This window comes from uncultured Clostridium sp., from assembly GCF_934754915.1.
Taxonomy (GTDB): domain Bacteria; phylum Bacillota; class Clostridia; order Clostridiales; family Clostridiaceae; genus Clostridium.
On the sequence record NZ_CAKVKB010000015.1, the window covers coordinates 24,545 to 46,674 of the forward strand.

13 protein-coding genes are annotated in these 22,130 nt (G+C 30.0%); 12 read left to right on the forward strand and 1 reads right to left on the reverse strand.

Annotation, left to right across the window (positions count from 1 at the left end):
- The first annotated feature begins 8 nt into the window (after positions 1-8).
- The 12 genes from Q0F58_RS04460 (at position 9) to Q0F58_RS04515 (ending at position 21,351) form a co-directional block, all read left to right on the forward strand.
- Positions 9-1,097, forward strand: a complete 1,089-nt coding sequence (locus tag Q0F58_RS04460) for an InlB B-repeat-containing protein (protein WP_294373044.1) — start codon at positions 9-11, stop codon at positions 1,095-1,097.
- 587 nt (positions 1,098-1,684) lie between these two features.
- On the forward strand, positions 1,685-3,280 hold the full coding sequence (locus tag Q0F58_RS04465; protein WP_294373046.1) for a peptide chain release factor 3: 1,596 nt from the start codon (positions 1,685-1,687) through the stop codon (positions 3,278-3,280).
- Between the two features lie 954 nt (positions 3,281-4,234).
- Positions 4,235-6,295, forward strand: a complete 2,061-nt coding sequence (locus Q0F58_RS04470) for a methyl-accepting chemotaxis protein (RefSeq protein ID WP_294373047.1) — start codon at positions 4,235-4,237, stop codon at positions 6,293-6,295.
- A 272-nt stretch (positions 6,296-6,567) separates the two neighbouring features.
- On the forward strand, positions 6,568-8,778 hold the full coding sequence (locus Q0F58_RS04475) for an N-acetylmuramoyl-L-alanine amidase (protein ID WP_294373067.1): 2,211 nt from the start codon (positions 6,568-6,570) through the stop codon (positions 8,776-8,778).
- Positions 8,779-9,070: 292 nt separating this feature from the next.
- The gene (locus tag Q0F58_RS04480) at positions 9,071-11,068 is read left to right on the forward strand and encodes an N-acetylmuramoyl-L-alanine amidase (RefSeq protein ID WP_294373049.1); all 1,998 of its coding nucleotides are present in this window, start codon (positions 9,071-9,073) and stop codon (positions 11,066-11,068) included.
- 160 nt (positions 11,069-11,228) lie between these two features.
- Positions 11,229-11,627: a hypothetical protein gene (locus Q0F58_RS04485; RefSeq protein WP_294373051.1), complete on the forward strand. Its 399-nt coding sequence runs from the start codon at positions 11,229-11,231 to the stop codon at positions 11,625-11,627.
- A gap of 298 nt (positions 11,628-11,925) precedes the next feature.
- Entirely contained in the window at positions 11,926-15,042 is a 3,117-nt protein-coding gene (locus Q0F58_RS04490) for an N-acetylmuramoyl-L-alanine amidase family protein (protein ID WP_294373052.1), read from the forward strand.
- 130 nt (positions 15,043-15,172) lie between these two features.
- Positions 15,173-16,999, forward strand: coding sequence for a sensor histidine kinase (locus Q0F58_RS04495; RefSeq protein WP_294373053.1), 1,827 nt, complete (start codon positions 15,173-15,175; stop codon positions 16,997-16,999).
- Between the two features lie 35 nt (positions 17,000-17,034).
- Positions 17,035-17,814: a response regulator gene (locus tag Q0F58_RS04500; protein WP_294373056.1), complete on the forward strand. Its 780-nt coding sequence runs from the start codon at positions 17,035-17,037 to the stop codon at positions 17,812-17,814.
- Between the two features lie 311 nt (positions 17,815-18,125).
- A complete protein-coding gene (locus tag Q0F58_RS04505) occupies positions 18,126-18,452 on the forward strand; it encodes a response regulator (protein ID WP_294373058.1) in 327 nt (108 codons plus the stop codon).
- 324 nt (positions 18,453-18,776) lie between these two features.
- A complete protein-coding gene (locus Q0F58_RS04510) occupies positions 18,777-20,627 on the forward strand; it encodes an NTP transferase domain-containing protein (protein WP_294373060.1) in 1,851 nt (616 codons plus the stop codon).
- A gap of 22 nt (positions 20,628-20,649) precedes the next feature.
- Entirely contained in the window at positions 20,650-21,351 is a 702-nt protein-coding gene (locus Q0F58_RS04515; RefSeq protein ID WP_294373062.1) for an NTP transferase domain-containing protein, read from the forward strand.
- A 39-nt stretch (positions 21,352-21,390) separates the two neighbouring features.
- Here the strand turns inward: Q0F58_RS04515 and Q0F58_RS04520 are convergent, their stop codons facing one another.
- Positions 21,391-22,110: a hypothetical protein gene (locus Q0F58_RS04520; protein WP_294373065.1), complete on the reverse strand. Its 720-nt coding sequence runs from the start codon at positions 22,108-22,110 to the stop codon at positions 21,391-21,393.
- Positions 22,111-22,130: the final 20 nt, after the last annotated feature.

Below are 22,130 nucleotides of genomic sequence, written 5' to 3' on the forward strand. Positions count from 1 at the left end.
GAATGGATATGAAAAAGAAATTCATAACAAATTTATTAGTAACAGCATTGACTGCCACAACAATTCTATCAGTATCTCCTTTGAAGGCAGAAGCAGCATGGTTGAATTATTATGGGAGATGGGCATATGATAATGGAGGATATCTTGCTACTGGATGGAAACAGGTTGGTGAAATATGGTACTATTTTGATTCAAATGGAATGATGCAGACAGGATGGATTAATGATGGAGGATATTATTATTATCTTGATCAATCAGGAATGATGCAGACAGGTGTTATTCAGGTTAATGGAAAGATATATATTCTTGCTCCTAGCGGACAAATGCAAACAGGTTCTGTTGTAATTGGTGCTAAAATGTATTATTTTGGACCTGATGGATCATGTGTTGGTACTGAAGTACCAACACCTTTGAAAGCATATGATTACTATGGAAATCCAGTACAGCCATATGTACCATCTCAAATAGCAACTCCTGGTATTGAAATGAATACAGAAATTCCTCTTGATGTTGGAGAAAGAGCTAGAAAGGAATTCAGAGTATATTATAAAGATGATGATGGTGATGCTATAATTACAAAGAAAGTGGAGTGCGATATAAGCAAATCTTCAGCAGATATAGTATTGTATGAACCAGAAAAGAATGGATATGAATTTATAGAGTGGAATACTAAGAAAAATGGTAATGGCACAAGTTATGATGCTGGAGATAAGATACAATTAAAAGGCGATTTAACTTTATATGCTCAATGGAGTGAAATAGAAGAAAAAGAAGAAGAAGAAGAAAATATAAAGGTAACAGGCATAACAATAAAATATGTTGTTGACAAAAACAGCAGTAATAATGATGATGGAACAGGTACACCTACAGTATCTGTTGGAGATACACTTCAGTTTACAAGAAAGATATCACCAAGCAATGCTACAAATACTAAAATTACATGGAGTGTTAAGAATGGTGTGAATGGAACTAAGGGTGAAGCTAAAATATCATCAAATGGTACTCTTACAGCAGTTAAGGCTGGAACTGTAATTGTAAAAGCAGCTGCAAATGATGGTTCTAGAGTTTATAAAGAAATGAAGGTAATTATACAATAATTACAATTGACAAGGGATGATTGACAGTTAAGTTGAACATGAGCAAATGTGCAATGTGTTGTTTGCAGAATTTATTGATTAAATTTAAGAATGAATTACCATATGAGAAAAATTTATGGTGTGTAGTTAATAGTGTATGATATGTATTTAGAATTAGATATAAAATTTAATTTATAGATACAGGTAATAAATCAGCAGGATACATTATATAAGGTGTGATATAAGGGATTGCATGTACAATTGTGTAGCAGTCCCTTATATTATTATTTTTTTATCCAATGCAAAACATAGAACAATAGGTAATATAAGATGGATATTAAATTTTATTTTAATATTGCAATATATATGTGTCCTGAATAATATAAGGTACATAACAATCAAAGAAGTCTTGCAAGGGTTTCATCTTTAATTGACAATTGTTAATTGTACATTGTTAATTGTAAGATATATATGTTATAATAGTTTAGTTAAAATTGATATATGTTGTGACAATTATATCTATAAATTAAAAAATATAAAGAACTTAGATTTTGCAGTGACAATTGTTAATCGTCAATTGTCAATTGTTAATAATGGAGGTTGTAACTTTGGCTGATTATATAAAAGAAATTGAGAAAAGAAGAACCTTTGCAATTATTTCCCATCCCGATGCAGGTAAAACTACATTAACAGAGAAATTCCTTTTATATGGAGGAGCAATCAGACTTGCAGGTTCTGTTAAAGCTAGAAAGGCATCAAGACATGCTGTTTCTGACTGGATGGAAATTGAAAAACAGAGAGGTATTTCTGTTACTTCTTCTGTTATGCAGTTTAATTATAATGATCACTGCATAAACATACTAGATACTCCTGGACATCAGGACTTCTCAGAAGATACATATAGAACTCTTATGGCTGCTGACTCAGCTGTTATGGTTGTAGATGCTGCAAAGGGTATAGAAGACCAGACAAGAAAGCTGTTCCAAGTTGCATCTCTTAGAGAAATGCCTATTTTTACATTTATAAATAAGATGGATAGAGAAGCAAGAGATCCATTTGAACTTCTTGATGAAATCGAAAATGAACTTGGAATAAAGACTTATCCAATGAACTGGCCTATAGGTTCAGGTAAGGACTTTAAAGGTGTTTATGAAAGAGATAATAACAGAATTATAGCATTTAATGGCGGAAATCATGGACAGAACGAAGTTGAAGCCATTGAAGGTACTCCAGATGATCCAAAATTCAGAGAAATTTTAGGAGATGCCCTTCATGAAAAATTGATGGAAGATATTGAACTTCTTGATATTGCTGGTGATGAACTTGATTTGGAAGCTGTAAGAAATGGTGAACTTACACCAGTATTTTTTGGTTCAGCTTTAACTAACTTTGGTGTTGAACCATTCCTTGAACATTTCTTAGAAATGACAACAGCTCCACTTGCAAGACATTCTACAATTGGAGATATAGATCCATTTGATGATAAATTCTCTGCTTTTGTATTTAAAATACAGGCAAATATGAACAAAGCCCACAGAGACAGAATTGCATTCATGAGAATCTGTTCAGGTAAATTCAACAAAGGTGAAGATGTTTATCATGTTCAAGGTGGCAAAAAGATAAAGCTTGCTCAGCCACAGCAGTTTATGGCTCAGGACAGGGAAATTGTTGAAGAGGCTTATGCAGGAGATATTATTGGTGTGTTTGACCCAGGTATATTCTCAATAGGAGATACATTATGCTCACCATCGAAAAAATTTAAATTTGAGGGTATTCCAACATTTGCTCCTGAACATTTTGCAAGAGTAAGACCTGTAGATACAATGAAGAGAAAACAGTTTGTAAAGGGCTGTACTCAAATTGCACAAGAAGGTGCAATTCAGGTATTTAAAGAAATACACATTGGTATGGAAGAAATCATTGTTGGTGTTGTTGGTGTTCTTCAATTTGAAGTTTTAGAATACAGATTAAAGAGTGAATATAATGTTGATATAAAAATGGAAAGACTTGATTACAGATATGTAAGATGGATTGAAGACCAGAACATTGATATGGATTCATTAAACTTAACTTCAGATACTAAGAAGGTTAAGGATATGAGAGATAGAAATATTCTTATATTCCAGAATGACTGGGGTATAAGCTGGGCTTTAGATCATAACAGTGGTCTTGTATTGTCATCAGTTGGTAAAAATGAAGATTAGATTCTTTGTTTTAATTGACAATGTACAACTGATAATGAAGGATGACAACTTTTCAAGATTTCTTTAATTATTATATAGTTTTATTATTGAAATATATATATTCTAACAATAAAACTACACAATAGAGGTTTTTTCACATTAGTATGGATCTCAAAAATTAATCAACATATGGTATATCAAAGAAAGTTTTGTATATTGTATGTTGATTTTAACTATATAAATTTATAATTATGATATATATATTAAGATTGTTAAAAAAATGCCGATTTAATAGATTCTAAATTTGGAAATTTACTAAATATGGAATTGAGGAAGGGAAAATTTTATCTGATTAAATATACAAAAAGAAGATACAATACACTTAGTATTAAGATTAAACACTACTATTAATATATCATAATATATCACTCATATTTAAATTAGATAAGGAATCATATGGAAGCAGCATTGTTGGAGATGATTTATCAGGTGCTGGTTTAAGCACTGAAAATATAGAAAACCTTTATGAAATTGATGACAGTAAATTTAAGGGAAATATTGCTGAGCTGACAAAAACATTAATAACAGATAACGGTACAAGCATTAACAGCAATTATATCTATATTAAATGTAAAACTATAGAATTTGACAGTTTAAAGAATTTTGAAATTTATTAAATTTGGCATTTTTATAGAAAACTATTTATATATAAAAATGAAATGATAAGAAATTTTCTTTATTAAAAAAATGTATTTTTTTAAAAGAATGTGTCTGTGATTTTTTAAAATTATTAGGGATATATTTCTTAAAAAGTATAAATTTATTATGTATTTGAAATTTCATAAAAAAGATTTGTTTTTTTGTAAAAATATATCAAGTAAAAATTATTATGTTTGACATAAAGTATATATGCAAAAGTAATAAATAATCTGTTTGAGATTTATAATAAGTTTAAATTACAGGGGGAGACAAACTATGAAAAAAATTTTTACTAAAATAATTTCTTCAATCGTATTTTTTTGTTTAGTAACATCAATAGTAATAACAACTTCATTTACAATTATTACTCAAAAGACTTTTAAAAGTCAGGCAGAAGATATAATGTTAGAACTTTCGAGAGATAATGCTAGTAAAATAAATGAAGAATTAATAAAAACACAGGATTATACAGATAATATTGGTACTTTACTTAAAACAACTTTGGATGTGAACCAGTTAGATTCATCAGACACATATATTGCTAATTATACTAATGGATTAAATTCATATATAAGAACAATTTTAGAAGAAGATAGCGATATGATGGGATGCGCTTTGGTTATAAATCCTGAGATAACTCAAAATGCTAATCAAGTAATATATGAAAGAGCAGCAAGAAATGAAGATGTAAAAAAAGTTGATAAATTCGTTAAGGAACAATTTTATGAAGGCAATCCAGATATGGAATGGTATTATAATGTATTAAAATCTGAAAATGGTGTATGGAGTGATGTACATGTAGATGTTTTTTCAAATTCTGCTAGGATTTCTTTTACAAAACCTATATACAACGATAATAATATATTATTAGGAGTTATTGCTATAGATTTATTCTTTGATAATTACGTAGATCTTGTACATAATATATCAGTATTTGATAATGGTCATGCATTCTTATTAAATGAAAAAGGTAATTATCTTATTGGTAATGACCATACTAATGAAGAAAATGTTAGTGATGTTATACCAGGGATAGACGTTTTATCTAAAGATGAAGGAATAACATATTATAATAATGGAGAAAAGAATCTTCTTGCATATTCAAAATTAAAAAATGGAAATATTATGGTTATAACAGTTCAAGAGAGTGACATATTTAAAGAAATTAATACAAGCATATTCACGTCTGTAGTATTGACAGTTTTAGTTTGTATTATAGTATCAGTTTTAGCATTCATATTGGGTAAGAAAATAAGCAATCCTATTGCATTTATTACAGAACTTGTAAATGTTACATCTGGTCTTGATTTTAGAGAAGATGAAAAGTATTCAAAGATTAATGATTATAAAGATGAAACAGGAATAATAGGAAAAGCAGTTTTGAGTTTAAGAAAAGTTGTAAAAGATGTTTTGACAGAGATAAAATCAGCATCAGTTGAAGTGTATGGTAATTCAGACAAATTAAATTCAACTACAAAGCTTCTTGAGGAATCTGCAGAAGCAATAGATATGTCAGTTACAGAATTAGCAAAAGCAGCACAGCAACAAGAATCAGATGCGCAGGTTAGTGCTGATAAATTAGAAGCATTAAGCAATAACATTGAAAAGATAATATCTATAATAAAAGTTTTTAAAGAGAATTTTGACAAGTCTAGAAATGAAAATGATAAGGTAATTGTTTCTGTTAATGATCTTATAAACAAGATTAAATTGACTACAGATATAGGATTTAAAACAAGTGAAAGTGTACAACTACTATCAGAAAAATCAACATTGATAAATGAAATTATTTTAACAATAGATAGTATTTCTGAAGAAACTAACCTTTTGGCTTTAAATGCAGCAATAGAAGCAGCAAGAGCAGGAGAAGCTGGAAAAGGCTTTGGAGTTGTTGCTGAACAGATAAGAGAACTTTCTGAACAGACAGCAGAAGCAACTAAAAAAATAAGTGTCATCATTAATGAAATAACCGATGAAATCTCAAATACAAGAGAAAATATGAGCCAGTCAACTAATAACATACAAGAAGTAAATATTACTATGGATGAATCTAAAAAGATGTTTGAAAAGCTTCAAGTTTCTTTTGAAGATATGACAGTTCAGATGGATAATCTTATTCATAATGTTGATGAAATTGAAGAATGTAAGGAAACTGCAATTAATTCTATGCAGGGAGTAATTGCTATATGTGAGGAATCAGCAGCTGCAACAGAAGAAGTGTCTGCTACTGTTAATGAACAATTAACTTCTGTTGGAAAGGTAAATGAAGCAGCGAAGGAATTAAATGATGTAGTTGAAAATTTAAATAGTGTAGTCTCAAAATTCATAATAGAATAGTTTTATATAAAAGGTTATTTCCAGGGAAAAGAGTTTATAGTTGTATTTTTGATTTTGATTTGGAAGTGAATAAATAATAGTTAAACCAGCAGTCATAAGAAATTGTGATTGCTGGTTTATTATAATTAAGAATTATTCATTATCAATTGTCTATTGTAAATTGATAAAATTTTTCCTTTAATGAAATAGTATTTTTTGTTACAATGGGGGATAGGGAGGTGCAGAGTATTTTGAAGATTAGAAAAAAGATTACTATTGTTACATTGATATGTATGGTGATGCTTAGCATGGTTACTGCTATAAATGCATATGCAGTAACAGATTTTAAAATAATTTCAGATACTGAGGTTACAGCTGCAGAAGCCAGAAAATGGGCAAAATCAAAAGGTGCAACTGATACATTTGCAGATTTGGCAAAACTCTATTGGAAATATGCAGATGAGTGTGGCGGAGTGAATCCAGCAATAGCATATGTTCAGGCAGCAAAAGAAACTGGTTATGGAAAATTTGGCGGAGTTTTGGATGAGAGTTATAAGAATCCATGTGGGATGAAGACTTCAGCTGGTGGTGGTGATTATGACAAGGATGCTCACCAAAAATTTAATTCATGGGATGAAGGTGTACAAGCCCATATGGACCATTTAGCACTTTATGCAGGTGCAGATGGATACCCTAAAAGCAACACTTATGACCCTAGACATTTTGTCACAATAAAGGGGAGAGCTTCAACTACAAATTCACTTGGAGGAAAGTGGGCACCAAGTTCTACATATGGTGAAGAAGTAGGAAAGCTTTATATGAATCTTATGGATTATGCAAAAGTAGGATATGAATCAGATGAGGAAGATAAGAATAACGTATGGGAAGATGAAAAAGATACATCAGGAGAGCCAAATCCAGGTACAATGGAAACAAAACCTGCAGATTTAAATATTGAATCTGTAATTGGAATTACTGGAGGTTCAAATTCTGGCAATAATACTGAAGCTGTAGATGATACACCTAATATAGTTTCTTCAATTGGATGGAAGCAGATTGATGGAAACTGGTATTATTATAAATCAGATGAAACAAAGGCTTTTGGATGGATAAAACCAGATTCTAGCTGGTATTATTTAGACAATGAAGATGGAAAAATGGTAACAGGATGGCACAAAGAAAATGAATCATGGTATTATTTCAGCAATAGTGGAGCTATGACAAAAGGCTGGAAATTAATTGATTCAAAGTGGTATTTCTTCAATAAAGATGGAATAATGACAACTGGTTTGCAAAAAGATGGAGATAACAGTTATTATCTAAATGAGTCTGGTGCAATGGTTGAAGATGAAGGTTGGAAGAAGATAGATAATAAATGGATTTATCTTCAGTCAGGCGGAAGACTAAAACTTGGATGGTTTAAAGAAGGACAAGTTTGGTATTATCTTCAAGGCGATGGAACAATGGTCACTGGAATTAAATCAATAGATGGAAAAATATATTCATTTAATGACAGCGGTATTATGGAAATTGGCTGGAAGAAGATAAATAACAATTGGTATTACTTTAATCCAAGTGGAGAGATGGCAGCAGGATGGATTAATGATGGAAACAGCCGTTATTATCTTTATGACAATGGAGCTATGGCATCTGGATGGATTAAAGTTGATGGCTCATGGTATTTATTAAATTCAAGTGGTGCAATGCAGACTGGATGGGTTACATCAAATGGCGATACATATTATCTTGAAGAGTCAACTGGAAAGCTTCTTACAAATACTACTATTGATGGATATAAAATAGGCAATGATGGAAAGAGAAGAAACAAGGATGCTTCAAGTAATTCACAATCTTCAAGTGATAGTGATAAAAATACTCCATCAAATTCAAATAGTGGAAATGGAAAAGTCATCTATGTGGATGCTGGTCATGATTACGGAGCAGATGCTGGTGCATCAAGTGAATTAAATGGTGTAAAATACAGTGAAACAGTTCTTAATATGGAAGTGGCAGATAAGCTTAAAACTGAATTAGAAAATAGGGGATACACTGTAATAATGACTAGAAATCTTGGAGAAAAAACATCATTTTCTAAATTAAATGAAAGTCTTGCATATAGAGCAAATAAGGCAAATAATGCAAATGCAGATTTATTTATAAGCATACATCACAATTCAGCAAGTCCAGCAGCAAAAGGTATTGAAACACTTTATAGTGAAGTATCTGCGGATGCTTCATTTGGTGGGCAATATGATGCACAGAGAATTGAAAAAAGTAAGAATCTTGCAGTGCAGATAAACAATAATATTGCAAATAAGCTTAACCTTACAAACAGAGGTGGAAAATCTCAAAATTTATTTGTATGTAGAAATACAAAGATGCCAGCAGTATTGGTTGAAGTTGGATTTATCACTAATGCTGAAGAAGCAGCAAGATGTGCAGATCCAGAAAGTCAAAAGAAAGTTGCAGAGGCAATAGCAGAAGTAGTTGCTCAAAATTATTAAATAAAAACAGGTCAATTGAAATATTTCAATTGACCTGTTAATTTTTGGAAAGTTATTCATATTGTTAATGAATCATATGCGATAAAAACACAAAAAATACAAAAAAAGTAAAAAATAAATACAATATACAAATAGGAAAATATTTCTTAGTATAAAATATAAAATATATTGTCAAAAAGTGTACAAAGTCCCCAAATTAGATGTTATACTTGTATAGTATAACGAAGCAGAAAATACAAAATGCTTCAGAATTATACTTTATATATTTATAATCGATAGGGGGAAAACTGTTTTGAAGATCAGGGAAAGATTAGCTTCATTTCTAATGGCTTTATTTGTTGCTTTTTCATTTCTGCCTTCAGTACAGGTCATGGCAAATACGTTAAATGACATAAATATAGTATCTGAAACAGAAGTGACAGCAGCTCAGGCAAAGAGCTGGGCTAAATCTAAAGGTGCAACAGAGACATTTATAAATCTGGCAGATTTATATTTTGAATATGCAGAAGAATGTGGCGGTGTTAATCCGGCAATTGCATATGTACAGGCAGCTAAGGAAACTGGATATGGCAAATTTGGAGGAGTTCTTGATGAAACATATCACAATCCATGTGGAATGAAAACAAGCAGTGGTGGCGGTGATTATGATAAAAATGCTCATCAGAAATTCAATTCATGGGATGAGGGTGTACGGGCGCATCTTGATCATTTAGCACTTTATGCAGGTGCAGATGGATATCCTAAGAAGGATACATATGATCCAAGACATTTTGTTACAATCAAAGGAAAAGCACCAACAGTTAACTCTCTTGGAGGAAAGTGGGCTCCAAGTACTACATATGGAGAAGAAGTAAATTCTCTGTACAGAAATTTACTAAAGTCAGCAGGAGTATCAATAGGTTCTGAAGAAATCAAAGATGATTCAGATGATAACTCTGGAAACAATTCTGGTGATTCAAATGAAATTATAAAAGTTGAACCACCAAAGGATACAGTAGCTCCACAGGCACCACCTGTGAATAAACCAGCTGCTATGACAAATGATCCAGTAAATATTTCATCAACTATTGGATGGAGATTTGAAGGTGGATCATGGTACTATTATAGATCAGATGGAACAAAGGCAACAGGATGGATTAAGCCTGACAAAGACTGGTACTATCTATACAGTAATGGAATGATGGCAACAGGATGGTTCTATTCAGGATATGGGTGGTACTATTTACAGCCAAGTGGCGCAATGAAAACTGGATGGCTTAAAGATGGTGCAAAATGGTACTATCTTCAGGGCGGAGGCTCTATGGTTACAGGTTTCAATTCTATTGATGGAAAGACATATTTCTTTGATGTAAGTGGTGCAATGAGAACAGGATGGTTCCAGATAAGTGGTGAATGGTATTATTTCAACAGTGATGGAGCAATGCTTACAGGATGGATCAGACCCAATGGACAGTGGTACTATTTATTCTCTAATGGAATAATGGCTAAAGGATGGCTTGCAGTTAAAGGTGAGCAGTACTATATGGATAAAAATAATGGAGATATGGCAGAAGGCTGGGTACAGGATAGCGGCAGCTATTATTACTTTACACCAGGATCAGGAAGCATGGCTAGAAATACAACAGTAGATGGATGGAAAGTCGGACCTGATGGCAAAAGAGGGGAAAGAGTAAGTGGTGGAAGTTCAAAGCTTATAGTTATAGATCCAGGTCATAATTTTGGCGGAGATGATGGAGCATATGGCTATCATAATGGAGTTACTTACAGTGAAAGAGATTTAAACATGCAGGTTGCAGTAAAACTTAAATCTAAATTAGAAGCATATGGCTATAATGTTGTTATGACAAGAAATGAATCTGACAGAGAAACACTGGCTGTATCTCAAAGCCTTGCAAACAGGGTAAATCTTGCAAATAGCTTAAATGCTGATTTTTTTGTAAGTTTACATCATAATTCAGCAGGTTCAGCTTCAGCATATGGTGTTGAGACTTACTATAGTGATAGGTCTCAGGATTCAAGTTTTGGTGGTTCATATAATGCTAGCAAAATTTCAACAAGCAAGAACATGGCAGCAAAGATAAACAATGCTATTGCTGCTAAAACTGGACAGTACAACAGAGGAGCTAAAGAAAGCAATTTATATGTATGTAGAAATACAAAAATGCCATCTGTTTTAGTGGAATTAGGATTTGTATCAAATCCAGATGAAGCAGCAAAATGTGCAAGCTGGTCACAACAGGATAGTGCAGCTTCAGCTATAGCAGAAACAATTGCAAATTCAATAAAATAGAATTTATTAAATTTAAAAAGTGCTGGAGTTAATCTAGCACTTTTTAATATATTGCAATATTTTAAATTATTCTTAATGAAAATGTATATTAGAATTAAGAATGTTGAAGTATAATCTTAATAACAATTATAATTGACAGTGGACGAAGGAGGATTTTATTATGAATTGGTTTAGAAAATTTATGTACGGAAGATATGGAATTGATGAGTTTTCAACAGCATTACTTGGATTATCACTTGTTTTAATGATACTCTTAGGAATGCTTCCAGGAAAGTTGAAATTAATATCTACAATTGCATATATTCCTATGGTGTTATATATATACAGGACTTTTTCAAGGAATATATTCAAAAGACAACAGGAATATTACAAGTATTTAAGTTTTAAAAATTCTTTCCTTTCAAAATTAAGAAAACATAAAAGCAGAATTCAGGATTCAAAAACTCATAAATATTTTAAATGCCCTAACTGTAAACAGGAACTTAGAGTTCCAAGAGGAAAAGGAAAAATAACAATAACATGTCCTAAATGTAAAACTTCATTTAAGGCAAAATCTTAAATTTTATAAAATTTCTTTAATTATTATTAGTTTTAATATTAGAGCATATCTATAAAGGTCCATTATTGAAAATTTTTATTGTATTATATATTGGAAGTAATTGTAGATATTTCATAATTATAAATTTATATAATCTAAACCAATGTACAGTGTGTATGTTTGATTTGATGCACCATATATTGTTTTGCTTTTGATATTTTTATTAATATGAAAAATCATCAGTTAAGAAAATCAGGAATAATTCGATAATAATTTAAAAAGTATATTTTTGAAACTTTAAATCAGGAGGGAAAGAAGAATGAACAAAATAGGAAAAAAATTTGTTGCATTGCTTGTTGCATTTTTCAGTGTGATGTCATTTATCCCCATACAGATGAAGATAAGTGAAAAGCCTGCAAATGCGGCAACAGCAATGAATTTTAATATTCCAGATGAATATTTGCAAGTGCAGGTAAGTTCTGAAGGAAAGTTTTTACCAGAAGGTATAGATGATTTGACGTCTTATCCTTATTTTGATAGTAGTCAAGGTTCAGATACTTTTGACATATCTATAAAACAGTATAATGAAGATATAGAAAAAAAATTAGAAGACATCAAAAAAAATGCTACTGAAAGTACTGAAGGTTATTTTTATTCTATAGCAGATACTGATTTAATCATAACAGGACTTAATAATATTGATTTGACTAATGGAACAGGTATTGCTGCATTGCAGGAACTTACAGGAATTCAGGATCCAATTGTAGACATACCTGCTGGTGTTATACAAGGAAGAAAAGGACAGAGAATAGTACAGACTCCTTATGGTGTAGACAAGGTTCAATATCGTATTGAAGGAACTGTAATAAAGACAACATATAAGGTGACAGTAAGTGAAGACGGAAAAACAAAGACTATTCAACGTGTTGGTGCTGATGAAGAACTTACAGAGAAATATATAGCTGCAAATGAAAAAAATATAATCATCAATAATGGTACAGACTTCGTTGGTGATAATGTCGAACTTGTATTTGACCAGTATATAGGAACTGGAAATGCAAAAGAAGACGAATTAAATGATATTTTAGATGCCGATACTACTAAGGAAAATAATAAAGCTCCATTTTTATATACAGCCAAGGCAGAATCAGATGAAAAGGTAAAATTGAGATATACCTGGGGAGTACCTGATTCATTAAGTGCATTGTATTATAACATGAAGTTTAAAGGTGTTACTCTTAATACAGGAAACACTATAGTTTATGTAAATGGTGTTAAAGGAAATGCTAAGAATACTACAGATGATACAATAAGAGGATACCTTGGAAACATGAGCAGCATGGATCAGTTTGTAGTTATAAAGATAAACGGAACTTCTCCTGACGATACTAGTCTTGCTAAATTGTATTCTGCTGAATTGAGATACAGCAAGAAAAATAGGGAAAATGATTATAGTATTCAGTCAGCTGGAATAAATAAAGCAGATTATTCTGATGATTCAAGCGTTAAAGCTTATATAGGAAAAAGATTTACACAGACAGAAGTAGATGATGGTGAAGGTGGTACTTATACTGAATATACAGGAACAATTATAATTGATCCTAAAGCAAGAATGATAAACTTGGAACCATTATTAGTGAGAAATTCAAGTTCTACAAAATATATATTATGGAATAACTATGTTCAGAATGGTGTTAAAAAATCAATAAAAGCATATGAACTAATCAATGGAAAAGCTTATATTGATTTTAAACTTGGAGAGCAAAATGAGCTTGAACTTCAAGTATATGACAGTAGTAGTGACAAGCTTTTAGCTAAATATAAATTAACAGTTGTAGAAAGAGAAGATGCAGAAACTTCTTTTAATGTAAACTTTATATTTGATGATAATAATGCAGAAACTTTCTTAACAAGAGAAGGTGTAGCCAAAAAGAAAGACGAAGCAAAAGAAAAAGCAATAACTTTTAAAGAAGGTCTTTCATATAACAGATCTACATTTGATTTATATACAAAGGATGAAAATGAAGTAAAAATAAGTCTTGACAGTGATGGAAGAACAAACAGTAATGAATATTTCAAAGCATGGGTATCATCAGATGCAGATGGCAGTAACTTTACTGAAGCTGAAGATTCTGTAAATAATGTTTTTGTTGAAAACAGTGAAAGAAGTACAGATCTTTATATTAACCTAAATAATGTAAAGAGAATAAAAGTACAAGCTTATTACGATGAAGTTGATGAAAATACTGGAAAATTAATTGGAAGCTATCCATTAGGAGGAAGTTATATATTCTTCTTAAGAGAAAATATAAAATCAACAGATAATACTAATGGAAAATCAGATAATGCAAATTTAAGTAATATTAAAGTTAAAGGCCAGACATTAGAAAACCTTGATACTGATGGAAAAGGATTCAGTAGTGATTCATATAACTACAGAGTAACTGTACCAAAAGATCAAGAAAGTGCCGTTATAACTATTGAACCAGAAGATGAAAATGTAAAATCAATATCAGCAGCAGTAAGTGGTACTGATTTGGTATATGACATAGCTCCAGGTGAAGAAACAGAACTTATGCTTAATTCATCAGGAATAACAGACTTGGAAATAACAGTTACTGCTCAAGATGGAAAAACAACAAAAATATATACATTAAGTATTATAAACAGCAAAAAAGGACAAAGTTCAAAACTTAAGAATTTAATATTAAGTTCTGGAGAATTTGATTTTGATCCAGATGAATATACTGTCAAAGTAAATGTAGACCAAAGTACAAATAAGGTTTCAATAACTCCAGTACCTGAAGATGCTAAAGCAAAAGTTACTGTAGATGGACAAAAGTTCAAAGGAACTCCTGTAAATGTAAGCCTTGCTGGAAAACAGACTGTTGAAGTTGACATTCAAGTTGAATCAGAAGATGGAAATAACACATCTACTTATACATTGAGAATTAAGAGAACAAGCAGCTTTGACGAAGAAGATGACAGCAGTCAGGGAATAACAGATGATGTTTTCTATGATTATGACAACAGATGCTGGGTTGATACAACTAAGTATGATGAATGGGGAGTAGTAAACAACAGGGTTGCATATTTTGATAAAAGAGGACGTCAAGTTAAGGACAGATGGATTGAAACAGGACATAAGTGGTACTATATAAATGAAGCAGGATACAGAGCAACTGGATGGAAAATCGATGCTGAAACAGGACAAAAATATTATTTAGATGATAAAACTGGTGAAATGAAAACTGGATTTATAAATTTAAATGGAAGCTGGTATTACTTGGGAACTAATGGTGTAATGCATACTGGATGGCTATGGATTAAACCGAATTGGTATTACTTCACTGAAAATGGTGAAATGATAACTAATCAGACTATGTTTGTAGATGATAAGATGTATAGATTTGCAAGTGACGGAAGAATATATTAATAGTTATAGTTTAAATTAAAACAAACATACAGTTATTTTCCTTTAATAACTGTATGTTTGTTTTGCTATATATTTCAATTAACTAGAGTGCATTTATGGAAGTGACATAAAATCAGGAGATAAGATATTTATGATAAAACAGAAAAAAATAAGTTTTATTAGTTGTATTTATATTACATTATTTATATCAACTGTGGTATTTTTAAGTTTTATATATTACTCTAATAAATCAACAGGTATTTCAAATGAAGAAGATTTATATGTAAAACCACTACAGATTCAGGGGGTATATAAACAAAAAAATACAGATAAATGGGTAAAATTTGAGGATTATGATGATATAATTATAGATGGATTTCAGCTTATTATAAAGGGAAAAGTAAAAGAAAATATTCCACAGAAAGATGAAATATTTTTTTATATGGATAAAATTAAGGCAGAAGTTTTTGTAAATGATAAGAATATTTATTCAAGCAATGATAGAAACAATATATTTTGGGGATTTGCGAATACTGATGAAATAACAACAGAAGATGAAATAACAATACTGTTAGAGACTGATAATGATAAAAGCTACAATAGGGCTTTTGGAGCCTTTTTGGATAAATTGAGTCATGGTGGAAGGTATGCTTTAATGCATAAATATATTAAAGAGAAATTGCCTAACATAATTATATGTTTTTTTACTTTTGGAATGGGGATTTCACTTCTCTTTGTTGTAGCAGCGCTTTGGTTTTTAAATGTGCCTGCATTGAAAGGATATATTTCATGTGCACTATTATTCATTTCAGGTGGAATATGTACATTTATGGATTATGATTATATTACACTGATATTCAATGATATAGCCATAGTGAATATTATTGATTTCATATCTCAGCTGTTTATTTGTGAATTTCTAATTATGTATTTAAGTACGTATATAAAATATCCTAAATATAAAAATATTGTAAAATACCTTGTGTTAATATGGACAGGTATAATATGTTTTTATTTTATATTTAGAGTATTTGGAATGGTAAATGAGGTACAGATTGCAAATCAGGCAATAATAGCAGTAATTATTTTAGTGGTTGAAGTTTTTCTTATGATTAATGAATATATAGTTTATAATGAAAGAAGAACAAAACATGTTTTATATTCTGGCATTATGATAACTATTTTTACTGGAATAGAAATATATCATTATTACATAACTCATGTTTTCTGGGTATATGTATTTCAAATAGGAATATCTTTATTTGCAATTGCACAATTTGCTGTATTAATGAAATATACAAAAGAAAATATAGTACAAGCATCAAGGGCAGAAGAACTGGAAAAAAGAATGATACAGAATAAAATTGAAATTATGCTCAGTCAGATAAAACCACATTTTCTGTATAACACTTTAGGAACAATAAAAGCATTATGCCTTAAAGATATTGGAACTGCAAGAACAGCAATTGATTATTTTTCTAAATATCTTCGTTCAAATATGAATGCAATAAGTGAAAGCAGATGTATTCCCTTTTATAAAGAACTGGAACATGTAAAATGTTATCTTTATATAGAAAAATTAAGGTTTGGAGATTTATTGGATATTGAGTATGAAATTGAGGTTGAAGATTTTTCCTGTCCACCTTTATTACTTCAGACAATTGTGGAAAATTCAGTAAAGCATGGAATATGTAAAAAAGCTGAAGGAGGAACTGTCACTATAAAAACATATGAAACAGACTATGAGTATGTAATACAGGTATTAGATGATGGAGTTGGGTTTGATATTAATAAAAAAGTGAATGATAATAAAAGATTGCACATTGGAATTGAAAATACAAAGCAAAGGCTTAAAGAAATGTGCAATGGAACTATTGATATTAAAAGCAGAATTGGATTTGGAACAAAAGTAACAATAGAAATAGAAAAAGATGAAAATGAAATTGAAATTGTTTCAGAAAATATAAAGCAAAAATAAAAAATAGAAGCATTTACTTTGGAAGGGAGTAAGTTATGAATGTAATAGCAGTTGATGATGAAAGGCTTTTACTAGATGATTTTGTAATACAGTTAGATAATATGGAAGAAATAAAAAAAGTTAAGGGATTCACAAATGGACTAGAAGCTCTCGATTATGCAAAAGAAAATATGATTGATGTAGCTTTTCTTGACATAAATATGCGTGAAATAGATGGTATTACACTAGGAAAGAAACTTAAATTGATACAGCCTCAAATCAATATTATATTTATGACAGCATATTCAGAATATGTTATGGAAGCTATGAAGATTCATGCATCAGGATATCTTATGAAGCCTCCTATAGAAGAAGAAATAAGAAATGAACTTCATGATTTGAGAAAACCAGTTAAGAATATAGATGATAAATTAATACATATACAATGTTTTGGTAATTTTGAAGTGTACATAAATAACAAACCTTGTGAATTTAAATATTCAAAGACAAAAGAATTGTTTGCATATCTTGTAGATAGAAGAGGAGCATACTGCAGTAATGGAGAACTGATAGGAATATTGTGGGAAGAGAGTGAAAAGAGTCTGTCAATATCCAGTCAGCTAAGAAATCTTGTAAGTGATTTGCGGTCTACTTTTAAAAAGGCAGGATGTGAAGAAGTTATAAGAAAAAAGCGTGGAGTTTTAGGAATTGCAATTGAATATATAGATTGTGACTATTATAGATGGGTAGAAGGAGATGTAAATGCCATTAATGCGTATAATGGTGAATATATGTCACAGTACAGTTGGGCAGAATTTACACATGCATCAATGTAGAAATATATTTTAATTGACAATTGACAATGAAGGATGAAATCTTTTCAAGATTTCTTTGGTATTTTTGTGTGAGGTAGATAAATTTTAGATGTAATTTTAATATTGCAATATATGTTGTGTTGCAATTGACAATAAAGCATGAAATCTTTACTTATTAATAAATTTATAAGTAAAGATTTTTTTATTAACAAAATGTTTACAGCTAGTTAACAAAATAGTTCATATTTTACCTATTTTACTTGCACTATACTTGCACTTGTTTAGTTATAATAATATACGAAGTAACAGTTAATGGAGGAAGGAAGATACATGTGAAATATGTTGTGATTGTTAATAATGATGTAGATCAGCTGAAGATTGAAAAGCAATTTATTAAGAATAAACATATTGAAGCAGAAATCTTAGTGTTTACTGATCCATTTATGGCTGCAAAATATATCTGCAATAATAAAGTAGATAGGGTTTATGTAGATGTTGATTTAAAACCTGTAAATGGTTTTGAATTTTTAAAAGTGTTACGAAAAAATACACTAAATGTTGAAGTTTATTTAATAGCTGATACCAATATATATAAAGAAGATGCATTGAGAGAATCTGCTGATGGGTATATTGTGAGAAAAGATATATTGGGACAGTAATTAAAGGTGTATATGAGATTATGGTAAAGGTATATAGAAACGTTTTATGGGTTCAACTGTGGTAAAATGAAATAAAGAGAAGAAGAGAGAGATTAAAAATTAGTATTTCAAGCATTATATTTAGTGTATATAAAAAATTAAAACAGGCATACAGCTTTAGGGGTAGAGCTGTATGCTTGTTTCTTTTATGCTGAAGATGTGTTTTTTATTTGAATAATTGACTTTTGAAATAAATAATAATATAATGATTATAGTTCAAAAAACGAACATAATATTTAAAGATAAAAAGTAATTATTAATGGGCAATTTAAGGGAGAGATTTAAATGTTGGAAGATAGATTGGAGATACTAAAAATATTAAATGAAAATTTTAATATAAACCAGAGAGAGTTAGCTAAAAGAGCAAACATGTCTCTTGGAAAAGTAAATTCAGTATTGAAAGAATTTACAGAAGAAGAGTTTATAGACAGAATAGATAACAATAGGGGAGTTTTATATAAAGTTACTGATAAAGGAATGAAATTCCTGGAGGAAAATATATTAAATGCAAAAAATACAAGACTAAAACTTCATGAAGAAGAAAAGAAAGTAGTTAAACAAGCTGTAATATTGGCAGCAGGTAAAGCTGAAAGCTTTGGAAAACCAGTTGGGCTTCTTGAAATTGAAGACTTTAAACTTATAGACAGAACTTTAAATATATTAAAAGAAAATGGAATTAATAAAGTGGTTCTTGTTACAGGATATAAGAGTGAAATGTTTGAAGAGTACTTCAAAAATGTGAAAAATATAAAGATTGTAAAGAGTGATATATATAAGTGGACAGGTACTATGCATTCATTATCATTAGCAAAAAAATATATTGATGATGATTTTTTGCTAATTGAAAATGATCTTATTTTTGAAAAAAGAGCAATAAAGGAACTTGTTGAAAGTCCAAACAGAGACTGTATATTGTTTACAAATGAAAGTGGTTCAGGAGATGAAGCATTTGTTGAAATAAGAGATAATCATTTATATAAAATGTCAAAAGACATACATCAGTTTAACAAAATAGATGGAGAGATGATTGGACTTACAAAGATTTCATATAAACTTTATGAAATGATGCTTGAAGAATTTAAAGACAATGTAAATCCATATTTAAATTATGAATATGTAATTTTGGATGTTGCAAGGGATTATAACATAGGATTTGTAAAAATAGATGATTTGGCATGGGGAGATGCAGATACTGAAAAGGAATATGAAAAGATAAAAAATTATCTATATCCAACAATAAGAAGAAGAGAATTAAGCTATGAGATAAATTCTATAAAATCAATAGTGTGCAAGGCTTTTAAAGTTAAATCAGAAGATATAACAGAAGTAGTTTCAGCAGGTGGTATGACTAACAAGAACTATAGAATATGTGTAAAAGGAACAAGATATATACTTAGAGTTGCGGGTATAGGAACAGAGCAGATGATAAATAGAAATACTGAAATGTTTAACTCAGCAATAGCATCAGAAAAAGGATTTAATGTAGAAGTACCATATTTCAATCTTGAAACTGGTGTGAAAATATCTAAATTTATAGAAAACGCTGAAACTTTAACTCATAGAAGCGTAAAGAAGGAAGAAAATTTAAAACAGGTAACAAAAATTTTAAGAGATCTTCATGAATCAGAAGATTTTAAAATGGATAATGAATTTAATATGTTCAGGGAACTTGAAAAATATGAAGATATATTAAGAGGTGATGAAGGACAGTTCTTTGATGATTACGATGAAGTAAGAGAAAAGGTAATGGCATTAGAAGAAGAACTTAAAAAATGCAAAAGAGTTTATGTTCCATCTCATAATGATCTTGTATCTGAAAATCTTGTTAAGGATGTCAATGGAAGAATATATCTAATAGATTGGGAATACAGTGGAGTTAATGATGATATGTGGGATTTAGCAGCACTTTCACTGGAAAATGAATTTTCAGAAGATGATATTGAATTAATGTTTAGATTGTATTTCAATGGAAAAGAAGCAGATGAAAATGCTAGAAGAAGATTGCTGATTCATCAGATATGCCAGGATTTCTTATGGGCAGTATGGACATTGATTAAAGAAGCAGAAGGCGATGATTTTGGAACTTATGGAATAGATAGATACAATAGAGCTAAGGAATATTTGAAGAGACTATAGAGGAAAGAGTGGAGTTGAAAAGATGAGAGCAATATTAATGGCAGCAGGGCTGGGAACAAGGCTCAGACCGCTAACAGAAAACACACCTAAATCGTTACTTGAAGTTAATGGAATGTCACTTCTTGAAAGGCAGATAATTAACCTTAGAGAAATAGGAGTAGAAGAGATTGTAGTTGTAACTGGATATCTTCATGAAAAATTTGATGATATAGTTAAGAAATATAATCTTATCAAATTGTTTAATGAAAAATTTGATGTGTACAACAATATATATAGCATGTATGTTGCAAGAGATTATCTTAAGGATACTTTTGTAATTGATGCGGATAATTATCTTACAAGGAATTTTCTTCCTAAGTCACAGCCTGAAACATCAGAATATTATTCAGCATGCAAAGAAAGAATAGCTAATGAATGGATTTTTAAATATGATGATGATGGCAGAATTTATGATGTAGAAATTGCTGATGAAAATTCAAAGCCAAACTATATTATGTCAGGAGCATCTTACTGGACTGAGAAGGATGGAGTTCTTATAGCTGAAAAAGTAAGAAAAGCAGTTGAAGAAGATAAGAGATTTGATATATACTGGGATAATATTGCATTAGAAAATTATAAGGATACGAATGTATATATAAGAAAAATAGAAAGTAATGATATTTTTGAAATAGATACTATTTCAGATTTTGAATATTTAAAATCAAAACTTCATATAGAAAAGTAATTTAAATTTAATTAGAAGTTTAAGAAAAGTGCTGTAAGTTTAAAATGACTTACGGCACTTTTTTTGTGAGAAAGTTTCAAGTTTTACAGGTTCTTTAGGTGAATCTGTTTTATGTTTAATAGGTATTATATTTTGCTTTAAAATTTTTAGTGGAAATCTTATGACTTTTTCTGAATTTAAATGTGAAAATAAATTATTAGAAGAGATTATATTGCAAATTTTAGTTGCTAGAAACATAGAACTTAAATAATTTTCTGATGAAAACTGCCCGCATTTTTGATTTTTAGAAGTAACGTTAAATATGTATTTGATTCCCCAAAATTTTAGATGCTTTTTTATGGATTTGGATGCCGAAATAATTAGAGGAATAGAGTCGTTGGAAATGATGATGCCGATTTTATTTTTCATAAATACAGTATTTTTATGAGGCATCCAGAAATATGATAGAGAGTTTAACAAAATTTTTAATTTTTTAGGAAGAATATGTCTATTTAAATCTGAGCATGAAAATATTATAATATCAGAATTGGCTATTGAGTTTTTGAGTTCTTTGAATTGGAAATTATAGAAAAATGCATCTTGATTTATCATATAGTAATAATTATAAAAATGGTCGTTAGGACTATTTAAATTATCAGGAAGATAATACTTCATTAAGTTTAAATCATACTGATTTTTCAAATTACTTAATAAAAAATCAGTGTAAAGATGCTTATTATTTTTTGTTGAATCATCATAAATGATAGTTATGTTTATCATTAATGTTCACCCTTTCATAC